Here is a 14,232-nt window from a genome sequence, read left to right on the forward strand (position 1 = left end):
CCGGACGCAGCGGCGTTGGCCAGGGGCTACGCGCTGGTCTGCTGGGCGTGGGACTTCAGCAGGTCCACCACTTCGAGCAGTTCGGGCACGGAGCGGGAACGGTCATTGCGGTGATCCTGCGGCCAGCCGCCGGGCAGGCCCTCGTTGTAATACAGTCCGTCCGCCAGGAGCATGATGGCCCGGGAAATGGCAGGGTCTCCGACCTCCTGCTGCACCAGGTCAAACCAGCTGCGGTGGATGTCCTTGAGCAGGTCCGAGGCCACCGGATCCGATGCCTGCGCCAGCCGCACCACACCGATCAGTGCCCGGTCCAGGTCGCTGCCCACGTAGACCGAGCCGCGCACCAGATACCGGGATGGTCCTTCCGGATCCTCGCGCATGGTCTGCAGGTCCGCGGCGGCCAGCTCGCGAAGCTTTTCGATCAGGGCACCGGCCATCGCTTCCTTGTTCTTGAAGTGATAGAGCAGGCCTCCCTTGGAGACTTCGGCGCGGGCAACCACGGCATCGAGGGTGGCGCCGCGGGGACCTTCATTGATGAGCAGCTCTTCATAGGCGTCAAGGATGCGGTCCCGGGCGGGACGAGGGGTGGACATGCTTTTACGCTACGCCATCAGGGCCCGGAAAGTCGGCAATTTGAGAACCGTACAGTCTAGACGGTACAGTAGCTAGTCGGGGTTTTCCCGTGCCCAAAAACAATGCTGATGTTTCAAGAAGGAGGATGCCGTGCTGGCCGTCCAGGAAAAGCCCGCAGTAACGCGTGCAGGTAAGCGCGAATGGTGGGGGCTCGCTGTCCTGATGCTGCCTGTTCTGCTGATCTCCATCGACAACAACGTCCTGAGCTTCGCCATTCCGTCGCTGTCCCAGGCGCTGGCGCCCACCGGCGTCGAACTGCTGTGGATCGTTGATATCTACGCCCTGGTCCTTGCCGGACTGCTGGTCCCCATGGGCAGCCTGGGGGACCGGATCGGGCGGCTGAAGCTGCTGATGATCGGCAGTGCCGGCTTCGGTGTCTTCTCCCTGGTGGCGGCCTTCGCGCCGTCGGCAATGCTGCTGATTGTGGCCCGCGCCCTGATGGGTGTCTTTGGCGCCATGCTGATGCCCGCCACGCTCTCCCTGATCCGCAACATCTTTGTGGACCCCTCCCAACGCAGGATCGCCGTGGCCATCTGGGCAGCCGGCTTCTCCGGCGGCGCGGCACTGGGCCCGATTGTGGGCGGCGTCCTGCTGGAGCACTTCTGGTGGGGTTCGGTGTTCCTGCTCTCCATTCCGGTGCTGCTGCCCCTGCTGATCTTCGCGCCGATCCTGCTGCCCGAGTCCAAGGATCCCAGCCCCGGAGCCGTGGACCGGCTCGGCGTGGTCCTGGTGATGGCCGCCATGCTCTCGGTCACCTACGGCATCAAGACCTTCGCGCACGACGGCGCGGGTGCCGGCCTGCCGTTCATCGCCGCCGGTCTGATCCTGGGCTTCCTCTTTGCCCGCCGCCAGCTTTCCCGCGAGAAGCCGATGCTGGACGTCCGGCTGTTCCAGAACCCCGTCTTCACCGGCTCCATTGCAGCGAACCTGCTCAGCCTGTTCGCCATGGTCGGCTTTATCTTCTTCCTGTCCCAGCACCTGCAGCTGGTGGTCGGCCAGACACCCATCGAGGCCGGTCTGACCATGCTGCCCGGCCTGGTGCTGACCATCATCACCGGCCTCGCCGTGGTGCCCCTGGTCAAGCGGGTCCGCCCGGCCGTAGTGGTGGCCGGCGGGCTGCTGTTCAACGCTGCCGGGTACGGCCTGGTCTTCGCCTCCGGGGAGAACGTCACCGTGATGACGCTGGTGGTTGCGTTCCTGCTGCTTGGTGTGGGCGTCGGTGCGGCTGAAACCATTTCCAATGACCTGATCCTGGCCAGCGTCCCGCCCTCCCGTGCCGGATCGGCCTCGGCCATTTCCGAAACCGCCTATGAGATCGGCTCCGTTCTGGGCACCGCCGTGCTGGGCAGCATCCTCACCGCCGCCTACCGCAGCGGCGTCTCCGTCCCCGGCGGACTGAGCCCGGAGCAGAGTGCTGCCGCCGGCGAAACCCTGGGTGGTGCGGTGCATGTGGCCGAGGACCTGCCCGCGGATCAGGCGGCATCGCTGCTGCATTCGGCCCAGGTGGCCTTCGATTCAGGCGTCAGCGTCACCACGCTGATCGGCGTGATCACCATGGTGCTCGCCGCCGTCGGCGCCGGGATCCTGATCCGCAAGGTGCCGGCCCACCGCTAGCGGATTGGGTTGGGGCTCCGGGGTCCGGGCGCGTGTCCGGGCCTGCCTGCACGGAGGTGCCCCGGTCCTGGTCCGGAGGTGCCCCTGCCCGCCTGCCCCGGAGGTGCCCCGCGCCTCTAGTCCCGGTGCGGCCGGGCAATCAGCACCGGGCAGTAGGCATGGGCCGCCACGGCCGTGCTCACCGAACCCAGCAGCAGCCCGGCAAACCCGCCGCGTCCGCGGTTGCCCACCACCAGCATTTCCGCTCCGCGGCTGGCCTCCATCAGTACCCGTGCCGGCTGTCCGGCCACTGCCTGCCGGGTCAGGCCGTCCGGAACCTCAGTGTCCGCAAATGCGGCGTCCACGGCCTCGGCCAGCGCATTCTCCGCCTCAATTCGCGGAGAGAACTCCGTGGTGGGAAACGGCGTTGCCAGCATGGCCGGGTATTCCCAGACAATGAGCGTCTCAATCCGGCAGCCGAGCAGCTCGGCCAGCCGGGCCGCCATCCGCAGTGCCTGCACGGACTCTTCGGAGCCGTCCATACCAACAACAATCCGTTTCCGGGGTGCCTCAGCCATGGGGTTCCTTCCCGAGGTTGGCCAGATATCCAGTAGTCTGCGCGTCATGCAGGCGTAACGGCCAGAGCAGGGCCGGGCATTGTTCCTAAGATGGCGTATATGTCCGCCCTTCGCCGTTCCACCGGCCCCGCCACCATGACCACGGGACTGCTGCTGGTCCTGGCACTGCTTTCGGCCACGGGCCCGTTCGCCACCGATCTGTATCTGCCGTCCTTCCCCCAGATGGCGGACGAACTGGGTGCCACCGCCACGGGTATCCAGCTCACCCTCACGGCCTTTTTGATTGGCATGGCGGCCGGACAGCTGTTCTTCGGCCCGTTCTCGGACCGGTACGGGCGGTTCCGTCCGCTGCTGATCGGCTCCCTGCTGTTTGTCCTGGCCTCCGTGGTCTGTGCCGTGGCGCCGAACCTGCCGGTGCTCATTGCCGGCCGGCTTTTCCAGGGCCTGTTTGCCTCCGCAGGCGTGGTGATTGCCCGCGCCGTCGTGGCGGACCTGACCTCCGGGCAGTCAGCGGCCCGCACCTTCAGCCTGCTCATGACCATTGGCGGCGTGGCGCCCGTGCTCGCACCGACCGTGGGCGGCATCCTGGCCGGCAGCATCGGCTGGCGCGGAGTGCTCTGGGTCCTCGCCGGGCTCGCGGCGGCCATGCTTGCCGGGGTGGCCGGTGTTGTCCGGGAGACCCGACCGCCGGAAAAGCGCAGCAGCGGCCCGTTCCTGGGCGGGCTGGCTGCGGTGCTGCGCCGACGCCGGTTCGTGGGTTATGCGGTGCTGTTCGCCTCCACTTTCGGCGTGCTGATGGGGTACATCTCCGCCTCGCCGTTCATTTACCAGAACCTGATGGGCCTTTCCCCGGCCGGGTACGGGGCGGCGTTTGGCATTAACGCGCTGGGCCTGGTGCTGGCCGGGTTCATTTCCGCCCGTCTGGCCCGAACGGTGCCGCCGCGACGCACCGTCAGGATCGCGGTCCCGGTGCTGCTGGGTGTCTCCGCAGTCCTTCTGGTGATGATCCTGCTGGACGTTCCGCCGCTGCTGCTTGCCGTGCCGATCTTCCTGGCCGCCTCCTCGGTGGGCTTCATCATGGGCAACACCACCAGCCTGGCCCTTGCCGAGGCAGGATTCGCAGCCGGCAGCGGCTCCGCCGTGCTGGGCAGCGGACAGTTCTTCTTCGGCGCCCTGGTCTCCCCGCTGACCGGCATCGCGGGGGAGGACACCGCGCTGCCGCTGGCCCTGGTGATGTGCGGCTCGGCATTGGTGGCGGTCCTGGCACTGCTGGCGACCCGGAGTCCGGACCAGCCGGACGGGGAACGACGCCGGCTGGCGCGGGGAGCGTAGGCACCGCTGTCGTCGTGCGCCGCCCGGGAACGCCCGCCGCGGCGTTGTTGTACCGGCCGCCGTGGTGCCGCCCCGGGGACACAAGCTGCGGCGTCGTAGTGCCCGCCGCCGTCGTGCGCCGTCGTCGTTGGGCGGCACCCCGACTTGAGCCGGACCGACCCTCGGGCATAGGGTAGTAAGCATACTTACGTAAGCGTGAGTGACCGCCTTTTGCGGCGGCCCCGACCGGACCGCCCGAATGGACTGACCTACCGAAAGTGGGAACTTCTATGACAAACGGCAACAACTCGGATCAGTACACCTTCCAGAACCCGGTGGACCGTTACCCGTCCATCGCCCCTCCCGTCCAGGACCAGTCCGAGCCCGGACTCGATAAGGACATGACCCCGCACGTGGACCACGGCGAGGACACCTACCGCGGCACCGGACGGCTGGAGGGCCGCAAGGCGCTCGTGACCGGCGGCGATTCGGGCATCGGCGCTGCCGTGGCCATCGCCTTCGCCCGGGAAGGCGCCGACGTCGCCCTCTCCTACCTCCCCGAAGAGGAACCGGACGCGCAGCACATCGCCGAAGTCATTGAGAAGACCGGCCGCAAGGTGGTTAAGCTCCCCGGTGACCTAAAGGACGCCGAGTACTGCAGCCAGCTCGTGGAAGATGCCGTAGCCGGCCTCGGCGGGCTGGACATCCTGGTCAACAACGCCGGCAAGCAGGTTGCGGTGGACAACCTCGAGGATCTCTCCGACGAACAGCTGGACCACACCTTCAAGACGAACATCTACTCGTTCTTCCGGGTGACCAAGGCCGCCCTGAAGCACCTGCCGGCCGGTTCGAGCATCATCAACACCACCTCCATCCAGGCCTATGAGCCGTCGCCGAACCTGCTGGACTACGCCAGCACCAAGGCTGCGATCAACAACTTCACCAAGGGCCTGGGCCAGCAGCTGGCTCCGAAGGGCATTCGCGTGAATGCTGTGGCGCCGGGTCCGTTCTGGACGCCGCTCCAGCCCAGCGACGGGCAGAACAAGGAAGACCTGCCGGAGTTCGGCCAGAGCGTTCCGCTGGGCCGCGCCGGCCAGCCGACCGAGCTTGCCCCCGCTTACGTTTTCCTGGCCTCCCCGGAGTCCAGCTACGTGATCGGCGAGACGCTGAACGTCAACGGCGGCACGCCTTCGCCGTAACCGTTTGGTTACACACCGTTGCACCCGGGCCCCGCGTTTGCGGGGCCCCGGTTTGTTTATACAGCGGGTTAGAACAGGTGCCGTGGACGATGATGTGAGGCCCGGCTCCAAGGGTTATGCAAGGTAGTACTGGTCGGGTGCACAGCATCCCACCCAGTGGTGTCGGTGGTACCGGTGAGGTCACAGCAGCCGCAGGGGTACCAGAGAGTGGGAAATCCTGCGGATCGGGCAGCGGAAAACCAGCCGCAAACCACCCGGCCACACAAACCGGCCGACCTACGAAAAACGGCCGCTGCACCCCCGGAAACCGGGAGGAGCAGCGGCCGTTTTGGATCCGAGGGCGCTCCGCTTAGCGGGTGACGGTGTCTTCCGTGCGGAAATCGGCACGGTCAATACGGCGGTGGAAGCGCATACCGGCCAGTCCGCCCAGCACGGCGCCGAGCAGTGTAACCACCAGGCTCGCGGCCACGGCGATCCAGGTGCCGGGGCTGACGTTGTTCAGATCCTCCGGCAGCGGAGCCACGGAGTTCAGCTGGCTGATGCTACGGATATCGCTGCCGTAGATCAGGCCCAGGATAATGACGACGGCGGCCGCGATCAGCGCCCACAGCCACACAGCCAGGCCCTGCTTGAGACCGTTGAAGCGTGCCATTCGGCCGGCAACGTAACCGCCGGCAAAGTAGGAAAGCAGCAGTACTGCGAGCATGATGACGGCGCCAATAATACCGGCGGACTGGTTGGCGGCGGCGGATTCGAGGGCCGCCCCCAGATCCGTTTCGGCGGAAAGGTTGATGGCGGCGCCGATCGCGGCGGCCAGCGCCGTCAGCAGCACCACCATACCGGTGGCCGTCAGCCAGCCGAAGAACGCCGAGCCGAACTTCATGCCGCCGAAACGTTCCTTTTCCAAGGCCAGGAGGGCGTCCCGGTTCGGCAGGGCGGCGTCGCCCGCCACACCGTCGCTGTGCCGATCGTTCCGCGCGTTCCTTGCATCGCCGTCCTCCGCAGTCCTGTGGGCGCGGCGGTCACCGCCGGAGTCGCCGGGCAGGTCGCGGCTTGCCGTTACCGGAGCGACCCGGGTGGAGGTGTCCTCGCCGGCGGTGTGCGTGGGGACGGCCCGGGTGCGGGTGTCCTCGCCGGTGGTGTGCGTGGGAACGGCCCGGGTGGAGGTGTCCTCGCCGGCGGTGCTGTCGTTGCGCATCTCTGCTGCCGGGACTGCGCGGGTATCGTTGCGCCCGCCGTCCGGATCCGTGGCGTAGCTACCGGCGTGGCTGCCCGTATGCCGGCCCGGTACCTGACCCTGATCGGCAGCTGAGGCGGAGGCTGCGTCGCTCACCCGTGTGCCGGTGTCTTCAACCCTACGACCGTCTGCGGGAACGGTGCCCGCGGTCTCAGCAGCTGCGGCAGACCGTTCCGAGCGGTCCCGCAGAGGGCCGCCGTCGTTGGCGCCGCGGCCGTTCGAGGAAGTGTTGGCGGGGTTCTCTGGGTCGGTGCTCATTACTGCATCTCCTGTTTCCGTCCGGGGAATCGGGCTGAAGATGCCAGCTTATAAGCCTCCTTACTAATTTCTCCACCTGAGGGAGGCAGTGCGTCCGGGTTTAGGGGGCCCTAGGAGCGCGATAACACTACGTTTGGGGATGAATCTGCCGGTTTGGGAAATCCCTGCCGGTTTGCAGCGGAGCGATTTCCCAATCCGGCAGCTGAAACCCAACCCGGCAGCAGGGCATGACCGTCCGGTGTACACATAACGGGCTTATTCGGCGGGTTTAAGCCCTGTATCTGTACATTCGCCGGCGCCGAACCACCCGAAAGGAAATACGCCGGTCGCGGGGAAGCGGTGCAAGACTGATGGAATGGATCCCGATCTCCTTGTAACCCTTGCGGCTGCCCTCGTGATTGCCGTGGGACTGACCGGCATAGTGGTGCCCGTGCTGCCCGGCAGCATCCTGATCATCATTGCCCTGCTGGGCTGGGCCTTCGGCGTGCAGAGCCCGGCAGGCTGGTGGGCTTTCGGGATCGGTGCGGTGCTGCTGGTTGCCGGTATGCTCGCCAGCTTCTTTCTCACCGGGCGGCGGCTGAAGCAGCGGCAGATTCCCACCCGCTCCATCGTTGCCGGCGTGGTGCTCGGCGTCGTCGGAATGTTCACCATCCCCGCCGTTGGCCTGTTCGTCGGGTTCGCCGCCGGCCTGCTGCTGAGCGAATGGCAGCGGCAGCGGAACCTGTCCACCGCCTGGTCCTCCAGCCTGGCCACCCTGAAGGCGATGGGGATCGGCATCCTGGCTGAACTCGCGTTGGCGCTAACCGCGGGCGGCATCTGGGGTGCGGGCGTCTGGGTGCACTTCGCCACCCGCTGATCATGTATAGGGTGTGGCGGTATGAGCGAACCCTCGATCAACCGCAGGATGCGGTCCGTTGAAGACCTCCTCGACCTGATGGACGGGCTCTTTGCGCGTGAATCGGTCCGCTGGACCAGCGACGCCGGGAGCGCCTGGTGGAACAACTTCTACGCAGACCGCACCCGGCCCGTTCCGTTTTTTGCGGACAAGCCCGATGAGAACCTGGCGCGGTGGGTCCGCGAAGGCGTGCTCTCGCCGACCCGTGTACTGGATCTGGGTTCGGGGCCCGGGCGCAATGCCCTCTTTCTTGCTGAGCGCGGATACGCCGTGGACGCCGTAGACCTCTCCTCGGCTGCGGTGAAGTGGGGGCGGGAACGGGCTGCAGACCGGCAGCTGGACGTCTCCTTCACCTGTGGCAACGCTTTCACGCTTCCGCCTGATGCGTTGCCTGGACCGTACGGACTGGTCTACGACTCGGGCTGTCTGCATCACCTTCCCCCGCACCGCCGGATCAGCTACCTGCAACTCCTGCAGCGGACCCTCGCGCCCGGCGGGTATTTGGGGCTGGCCTGTTTTGCCAGGGGCAAGATGGGCGCAGAAGCACCAGACGAGCAGCTCTACCAAGATGGGGAGTTTGAAGCAGGGATAGCCTTCAGTCCGGACGATCTTCGGTGGGTTTTCGCAGACCTGGGCGAGATCGAAATCCGCCCAATGGCAACCCAAGACCGGGATTCTCCGTGGTTTGGCGAATCTTTCCTGCTTACCGCCCTGTTCCGCCGCCCGGAGTGACTGCCGAGCCCTAAGCGCCGGCGACAAACTCCGCGAGATTGCGCAGCTGGTCCACCCGGCACTCCGGCTTGACGTACATCATGTGCCCGGCCTCGTAGTAGTGGTGTGAGAACCGTGCCCGGGCATCCTCGTCCAGGCGCATGTGCGCCCACACGTACTCTGCGGCGAAGTGCGGCGTGGCGCCGTCGTAATAGCCGTAGTCCACGTGCACCCGCAGTGCCGGGTTGTGCACCAGCAGCCGTTCCAGCGTGCCGGTGACGTCCACGGGAACCCCTTCAAAGTTCTTGTAGCTCCACGGCTGGACGCGGCCGGTGAGGATTTCGTACGGCAGGTCGTTCTCGTACCCCAGCTCCGCACGCACGTAGTGGTTAATCGCTGCCGAGTACGGCCCGTTGATGGCGGTGAGGCTGGGATCGTCCCAGTTGATCCAGTCCTGCTGGTGCGCCGGGGCGGCAGCGAACCGGCCGTCGATGCGACCCACGGACAGGTTCTCCCCGCGCAGCAGTTCGGCGGAGAACATGGCATAGTCCCAGCGCAGGTTGGTACGGCGGATGAAACCCTCGTCCAGGGTGGTGATTTCCGCGAGCCGGCGGACGACGTCGTCGTACTCCCCGGCGTCCAGCCGCGCCCCTTGGTGCAGGGCGTACACGTAGTCGCGGGAGGCGTACTCCTCGGCTTCGCGCACGACGTCGGCCAGTTCCCGTCCGGGATGGCGGCCGTGATAATGGGCAATGGCGGCATAGGTGGGCAGGTGCAGCGGATACGGGGTTTCCCGCCCGGGTGCGAAGTCCAGGGTGGCCATGTTCAGTACGGTGGAAATCAGGCCGAGGCCGTTGACCGCCAGGCCGTACGCGTCAAAGAGCTTCCCGGCCACAGCGACGGCGCGCAGCGTGCCGTAGGACTCGCCCACCAGGTACTTGGGGCTCAGCCAGCGGTTGTTGCGGGTGGTCCAGAGCCGGATCACCTCGGCCACCAGGTCCCGGTCCTCCTCGAAACCGTGGAACTCGCCGGCGTCGTTGCCGTCCACCACGCGGGAGAAGCCGGTGTTCACCGGGTCGATCATCACCAGGTCCGCGTGCTGCAGCAGGGTCTGCGGGTTGTCCACCAGGCCGAAGGGCGGCGGTGTGAGTGCCCCGGCGTCGCCCGAGTCCACCATCCGCGGACCCAGAAGGCCCATGTGCAGCCAGACGGAGGCGGACCCCGGCCCGCCGTTGAAAGCGAAGACCACGGGCCGGCGGTTGGGTCCACTCTCCGGGGCATCGGCGGCATAGGCGGTCATAAAAATCTCCGCCTTGGGCTGGAATCCGTCCGACTTCCCGTCCTTCACCTCCTCCTTCCGGAACACCAGCCGTCCGGTGGTAGTGGTGTAGCCAAGTCCTGAGGGGAGGGTGTGCCGGCGGACCGCGAAATCGTCGGTGACCTGCGGTGATGCACCGGCTGGATCGGAAGGCGGTGCGGGCGGGAGTTCGGGGGAGACCATGGCAAGCAGACTACCCGTGCCGGGAGCAATTGGCCGGTACCTGAAACGGGCGGTTCCCGTCTGGCCGCGGAAAGGGGCAGGTTTGCTCTTCCCTGCCTCCGGACACCGGTCTACGTTGGGACCACTGTGACCGGCCACGGCCCCAACAAACGGAGGCTCGTCTCACGCGGCGGTCCACAAGGTGCGGAGGAATGACATGTTTTTCCATAAGCAGGAGCTCCAATTCAAATCCACCCCGGACAAGCCCGACGCCGTTTATGCCCGGAAGCTGCAGGAGGTTCTGGGCGGACAATACGGTGAAATCACGGTGGCCATGCAGTACGGCTTCCAGTCCTGGAATTCCCATGTGCCGGGCAAGTACCGGGACCTGCTCTACGGCATCGCAGCCGAGGAAATGGGCCACGTGGAAATGCTGGCCGTGATGATCGCCCAACTGCTGGAAAAGGCCCCGCTGGGCATCACCAATGACGCGGTGCAGTCCGATCCGACGGTGGCCGCAGTGATGGGAGGCATGGATGTCCAGCACGCCATTGTCGCTGGTGCCGGCGCCCGCCCGGTGGACAGCAACGGCAACCCCTGGACCGGCGGCTACATCACCGCCAGCGGCAACATGCTCGCGGACTTCACCTCCAATGCCAACATCGAAATGCAGGGTCGCCTCGCGGTCGCCCGGCTCTATCACATGACGGATGACCACGGCGTGCGGGATCTGCTGTCCTTCCTGCTCGCCAGGGACACCATGCACCAGAACCAATGGACCGCTGCGGCCCTGGAACTTCAGGCGGAGAATATGGAACAGCTTCCGGTCCCCAGCAACTTCCCGCTCAATAAGGAATACCGAGAGGTTTCCTACCAGTACCTGAACTTCTCCGACGGCGAGCATGCTTCCGAAGGCTCCTGGGCGTCCGGACCCACGCCGGACGGACACGGCGAGTTCAGCTACCATGACGGGCCCACGACGTCGGCTCCCATGCCTCCGCCCACCCATCCGGACGCACGGTTCTACGGGACCACGGACGTGCCCAATGTGGTGGAGAAGGCTGCCGGAGCGGCGCAGGACAAACTGAAGAAGGAATAGCCCGAAGCCGGCCCCGGCGCGGAGGTCACCGCGCCGGGTCTTGGGCTGCCCAGGCTTGGATGGGCTCCCGCGACGGGTTTTTTGGGCTGCGCAAGCTCGGACTGGGCTGCCGCGTCCGGCCCGGACTGGGCTGCCTGCAGATGCTGACCGGCCAGCCTCCTACGCGGTCCGCCCGGATATGGCCGTGTCCGGTCCGTTCGCGGGCCGATCCGCTTTGCCGAAGTACCAGGCCAGGAAAAAGCCCATGGAGACGGTCCCCGCCAGTAGAGCGGCGCGATCGCGGGGTCCGGTCACACCCCCGCCAAGCAGCGCGGCGCCGCCTGCGGCGTTGAGGGCACTCCACGTGGCGTTGGCCAGGGGGCTGGAGAGCCCGACGCCGGGCGGGGAGGCAAACGGGGTGGGGAACTGCTTGCCCTGCACGGCACTGACGCCGTGTGGAACGGCGTTGGCCAGGAGCACCCCGGCGAAAAACTTCGAGACGATAGTCATGGCGCGAGCGTACCCGCCGACGCCGGTTTTACGGCCGATAAGCATTCTTTCGCACTATTTGAATTCTTTCGCGCAGTTTGGACTGGCTGAAAAAACGCAAACCGGTCGATTTGCCCACCGGTCGATTTTCCCGCCCGCGGCCGGACCAGCACCCGCCCGCCCGCGGGACCCTACGCCCCGCGGGCCCCGGCCGCCCGGCCGAAGTCTGCTAGGCCGCGGTGCTCTTTGCGGCATCCCCGCGGGCACTGCCGGGGGCGCCGCGGGAAGTCAGCTCAGGGGCCGGCTTGGCGTAGAACAGTGCCGCCAGCAGGGCCACGATGATCACGGCGGCGGGCAGGTACAGGGACTGGCCCATGGCCTCCGAATAGCCTGCCTTGAGCGCCTCCGGGAACGCACCGGCGGCAGGTGCCGTCCCGCCGTCGGCCGCCCCGGCGCCCAGGAGTGCGCTGAGGCGGGACTGCATGATGGCGGCGATGGCGCTGCTGCCGATCACGGCACCGAACTGGCGGGTGGTGTTGTAGACGCCGGATCCCGCGCCGGCGACATCAGCGGCCAGATTGCGGGTGGCGGTGAGCGAGACGGAGGGCCAGATGCAGGCGTTCGCGAAGCCCATCAGGAGCATCGGGAGCACGAGCTGCCAGTACGGCACATCCGGGCTGAGCAGTGCGCCGAGCCAGATCAGGGATGCCGCCATGGAGGCGAAGCCGACGACGGCGATGAACTTGGGGTTGCCGCGTTGCACGGTTTTTCCCGCCAGCGGGGCTAGGACACCGGACAGGACAGCCATCGGGGCCAGCAGCAGGGCGGCCTGGGTGGGGCTGAGTCCGCGAACGTTCTGCGCGAAGAGGATCAATGGCAGGGAGAACGCGGTCACGGCGAAGCCCATGCCGGTGATGGAGATATTGGCCAGCGAGAAGTTGCGGTCCCGGAAGAGCTTCAGCGGCAGCAGCGGTTCGGCACGGTTCAGGCGCTGCCAGAGCACAAACAGGGCCAGCAGGACAATGCCCGCAATGATCAGCGACCAGACCGAGATGGGCCCGGCGATGGTGCCCCAGTCATAGCTCTCGCCTTCCTGGATACCGAAGACCAGCGCAAACATGCCCGCCGCACTGAGCAGCACGCCCAGGTAATCGAAGCGGTGCACCGAGGTGGAGAGCCGGGGCACCAGCCGGTAGGCGAGGATAAAGCCCACCACACCCACGGGGATGTTAATGAAGAAGATCCATTCCCAGCCCAGGCCGTCCACCAGGACGCCGCCGAGGATCGGTCCCACCAGGGTGGCGACGCCCGCCGTGGCGCCCCAGAGACCCAGAGCGGTGCCGCGCTTTTCCGGTGGGAAGATCCGGGTGATCACGGACATGGTCTGCGGGGTCATCAGTGCCGCGCCGAAGCCCTGGAAGACACGGGCCAGAATCAGCGCATCCACGCTGTTGGCAAAGCCGCACCAAAGGCTGGACAGGGTAAAGACCACCAGTCCGATCAGGTAAACGCGGCGGGGACCAAAGCGGTCGCCCAGCCGTCCGGTAATCAGCAGCGGCACCGCGTAGGCCAGCAGGTAGGCACTGATCACCCAGATCACCTGGTCCAGGCCTGCGCCAAGGTCTTCCATGATGGCCGGGGTGGCGATGTTTACGATCGTGGAGTCCACCAGGATCATGAAGAAGCCGATGACCAGGGACCACAGTGCGGGCCAGGGCCTGACCGTCTCCGGGGAAAGGTTTTTCAAGGTGCTTGCTGCCGTTCTGGAGAGTGGGGGTGCCGGGCCGGGATGTGTCCCGGGACGGGCCGTAAAAGAGCCGAAATCCATTGTGCACTTAGGCTCCCTTAGGACCAACCCGGGACTGTCCTTCGGTATTCCGGCTTTCAGAAGCAGCGTCGGTGACCCGCGTCCAGCCCGCGTCGAGCCCGCGCCTAACCCGCGTCGAGCCCGCGTCTAACCAGCGTCGAGCCCGCGCCTAACCCGCGTCGAGCCCGCGTCTAACCAGCGTCGAGCCCGCGCCTAACCCGCGTCGAGCCCGCGTCTAACCAGCGTCGAGCCCGCGCCTAACCCGCGTCGAAAACCTCTCCGTTGCGCGGCAGCCACGGTCCGGCCCCGCCTCCGGGATGCAGAAAAGCCACCGGCAGGCCGCGGCAGGTGCCCCAGTCCATAGAGTCCGTGACCTGGAGATGGACATGCGGTTCGGTGCTGTTGCCGGAGTTTCCGCAGGCGCCAATCCGGACGCCTGCCCGAACCCGGGCACCCGGCACCGCCTCCACGGAGCCGCAGGCCAGATGCGCGAGCAGCACAAAGGGGCCCTCCGGTTCCAGGGCAATCACCACAGAATTGCCGGCAATTGCGTTCGGGCCCTGCCGCACCCGCCCGCGCTGCGTCAGGGCGTAGGCGAGCAATGCGGGCTGGGAGCGGCGTGCCTGATGGTCCGGTTCGCCGTCGTGCACGGAGACCACGGTGCCCGACGCCGGCGCCAGCACCGACACCCCGAAGCCGTGGAAGATCTCCGGCGCCTCCGTGGAGAGCAGGGACCGCCATCCGGGCGGTCCGGACCGGCCGTGTGCGTCCACGGCCACGAAGTCGATGGCGTAGGCGGTGCCGAACAGGTCGGTGCCGTGGCTGGGGACGCGGTTGGCAGGGCTGTTCTGCGTCAGCCAGCGGCCGGTGAACGGCAGCCGCAGGATGGCCGGTGCTGGTGGTGCTGCCTCGGACACGGCATCCCTTTCTCCCCGCCGGTGTTCCCTCTGTTAGGCCCGGTGT

General features: G+C 66.8%; 13 protein-coding genes. 6 read left to right on the forward strand and 7 right to left on the reverse strand.

Annotation, left to right across the window (positions count from 1 at the left end):
* Positions 1-26: 26 nt before the first annotated feature.
* On the reverse strand, positions 27-593 hold the full coding sequence (locus tag QWJ37_RS02445; protein WP_290243844.1) for a TetR/AcrR family transcriptional regulator: 567 nt from the start codon (positions 591-593) through the stop codon (positions 27-29).
* A 130-nt stretch (positions 594-723) separates the two neighbouring features.
* Between QWJ37_RS02445 and QWJ37_RS02450 the strand changes: the two genes are divergently transcribed.
* Positions 724-2,247, forward strand: a complete 1,524-nt coding sequence (locus QWJ37_RS02450) for an MFS transporter (protein WP_227902855.1) — start codon at positions 724-726, stop codon at positions 2,245-2,247.
* Between the two features lie 116 nt (positions 2,248-2,363).
* On the opposite strand, the gene QWJ37_RS02455 is transcribed toward QWJ37_RS02450, so the two are convergent.
* A complete protein-coding gene (locus tag QWJ37_RS02455; protein ID WP_290243848.1) occupies positions 2,364-2,804 on the reverse strand; it encodes a universal stress protein in 441 nt (146 codons plus the stop codon).
* A 99-nt stretch (positions 2,805-2,903) separates the two neighbouring features.
* Here QWJ37_RS02455 and QWJ37_RS02460 point away from each other — a divergent pair, with 99 nt between their 5' ends.
* Positions 2,904-4,136 (forward strand): multidrug effflux MFS transporter, encoded by a 1,233-nt coding sequence (locus QWJ37_RS02460; RefSeq protein ID WP_290243850.1) that lies wholly within the window; start codon positions 2,904-2,906, stop codon positions 4,134-4,136.
* Positions 4,137-4,405: 269 nt separating this feature from the next.
* Positions 4,406-5,314, forward strand: a complete 909-nt coding sequence (locus tag QWJ37_RS02465) for an SDR family oxidoreductase (RefSeq protein ID WP_227902852.1) — start codon at positions 4,406-4,408, stop codon at positions 5,312-5,314.
* A 349-nt stretch (positions 5,315-5,663) separates the two neighbouring features.
* On the opposite strand, the gene QWJ37_RS02470 is transcribed toward QWJ37_RS02465, so the two are convergent.
* Positions 5,664-6,809, reverse strand: a complete 1,146-nt coding sequence (locus QWJ37_RS02470) for a TIGR04086 family membrane protein (RefSeq protein WP_227928398.1) — start codon at positions 6,807-6,809, stop codon at positions 5,664-5,666.
* Between the two features lie 355 nt (positions 6,810-7,164).
* Here QWJ37_RS02470 and QWJ37_RS02475 point away from each other — a divergent pair, with 355 nt between their 5' ends.
* Positions 7,165-7,665 carry a DUF456 domain-containing protein gene (locus QWJ37_RS02475; protein WP_227902850.1) on the forward strand — a complete coding sequence of 167 codons (501 nt, stop codon included), beginning with the start codon at positions 7,165-7,167 and terminating at the stop codon, positions 7,663-7,665.
* Positions 7,666-7,686: 21 nt separating this feature from the next.
* Positions 7,687-8,436, forward strand: coding sequence for a class I SAM-dependent methyltransferase (locus QWJ37_RS02480; RefSeq protein ID WP_290243853.1), 750 nt, complete (start codon positions 7,687-7,689; stop codon positions 8,434-8,436).
* Positions 8,437-8,446: 10 nt separating this feature from the next.
* Here the strand turns inward: QWJ37_RS02480 and QWJ37_RS02485 are convergent, their stop codons facing one another.
* The gene (locus QWJ37_RS02485; protein ID WP_290243855.1) at positions 8,447-9,916 is read right to left on the reverse strand and encodes a peptidase S10; all 1,470 of its coding nucleotides are present in this window, start codon (positions 9,914-9,916) and stop codon (positions 8,447-8,449) included.
* 196 nt (positions 9,917-10,112) lie between these two features.
* Between QWJ37_RS02485 and QWJ37_RS02490 the strand changes: the two genes are divergently transcribed.
* Positions 10,113-10,994 carry a manganese catalase family protein gene (locus QWJ37_RS02490; RefSeq protein ID WP_290243857.1) on the forward strand — a complete coding sequence of 294 codons (882 nt, stop codon included), beginning with the start codon at positions 10,113-10,115 and terminating at the stop codon, positions 10,992-10,994.
* A gap of 159 nt (positions 10,995-11,153) precedes the next feature.
* Here the strand turns inward: QWJ37_RS02490 and QWJ37_RS02495 are convergent, their stop codons facing one another.
* The 3 genes from QWJ37_RS02495 to QWJ37_RS02505 all read right to left on the reverse strand — a co-directional run bounded on the left by QWJ37_RS02495 (position 11,154) and on the right by QWJ37_RS02505 (position 14,186).
* Complete coding sequence (locus tag QWJ37_RS02495) at positions 11,154-11,483, reverse strand: hypothetical protein (protein WP_290243859.1); 330 nt, start codon at positions 11,481-11,483, stop codon at positions 11,154-11,156.
* 208 nt (positions 11,484-11,691) lie between these two features.
* A complete protein-coding gene (locus tag QWJ37_RS02500; RefSeq protein ID WP_290243861.1) occupies positions 11,692-13,209 on the reverse strand; it encodes a DHA2 family efflux MFS transporter permease subunit in 1,518 nt (505 codons plus the stop codon).
* Positions 13,210-13,526: 317 nt separating this feature from the next.
* Positions 13,527-14,186 (reverse strand): M23 family metallopeptidase, encoded by a 660-nt coding sequence (locus QWJ37_RS02505; protein WP_290243863.1) that lies wholly within the window; start codon positions 14,184-14,186, stop codon positions 13,527-13,529.
* Between the last annotated feature and the right edge of the window lie 46 nt (positions 14,187-14,232).

Source organism: Arthrobacter sp. YD2, assembly GCF_030410475.1.
GTDB lineage: Bacteria > Actinomycetota > Actinomycetes > Actinomycetales > Micrococcaceae > Arthrobacter_B > Arthrobacter_B zhangbolii.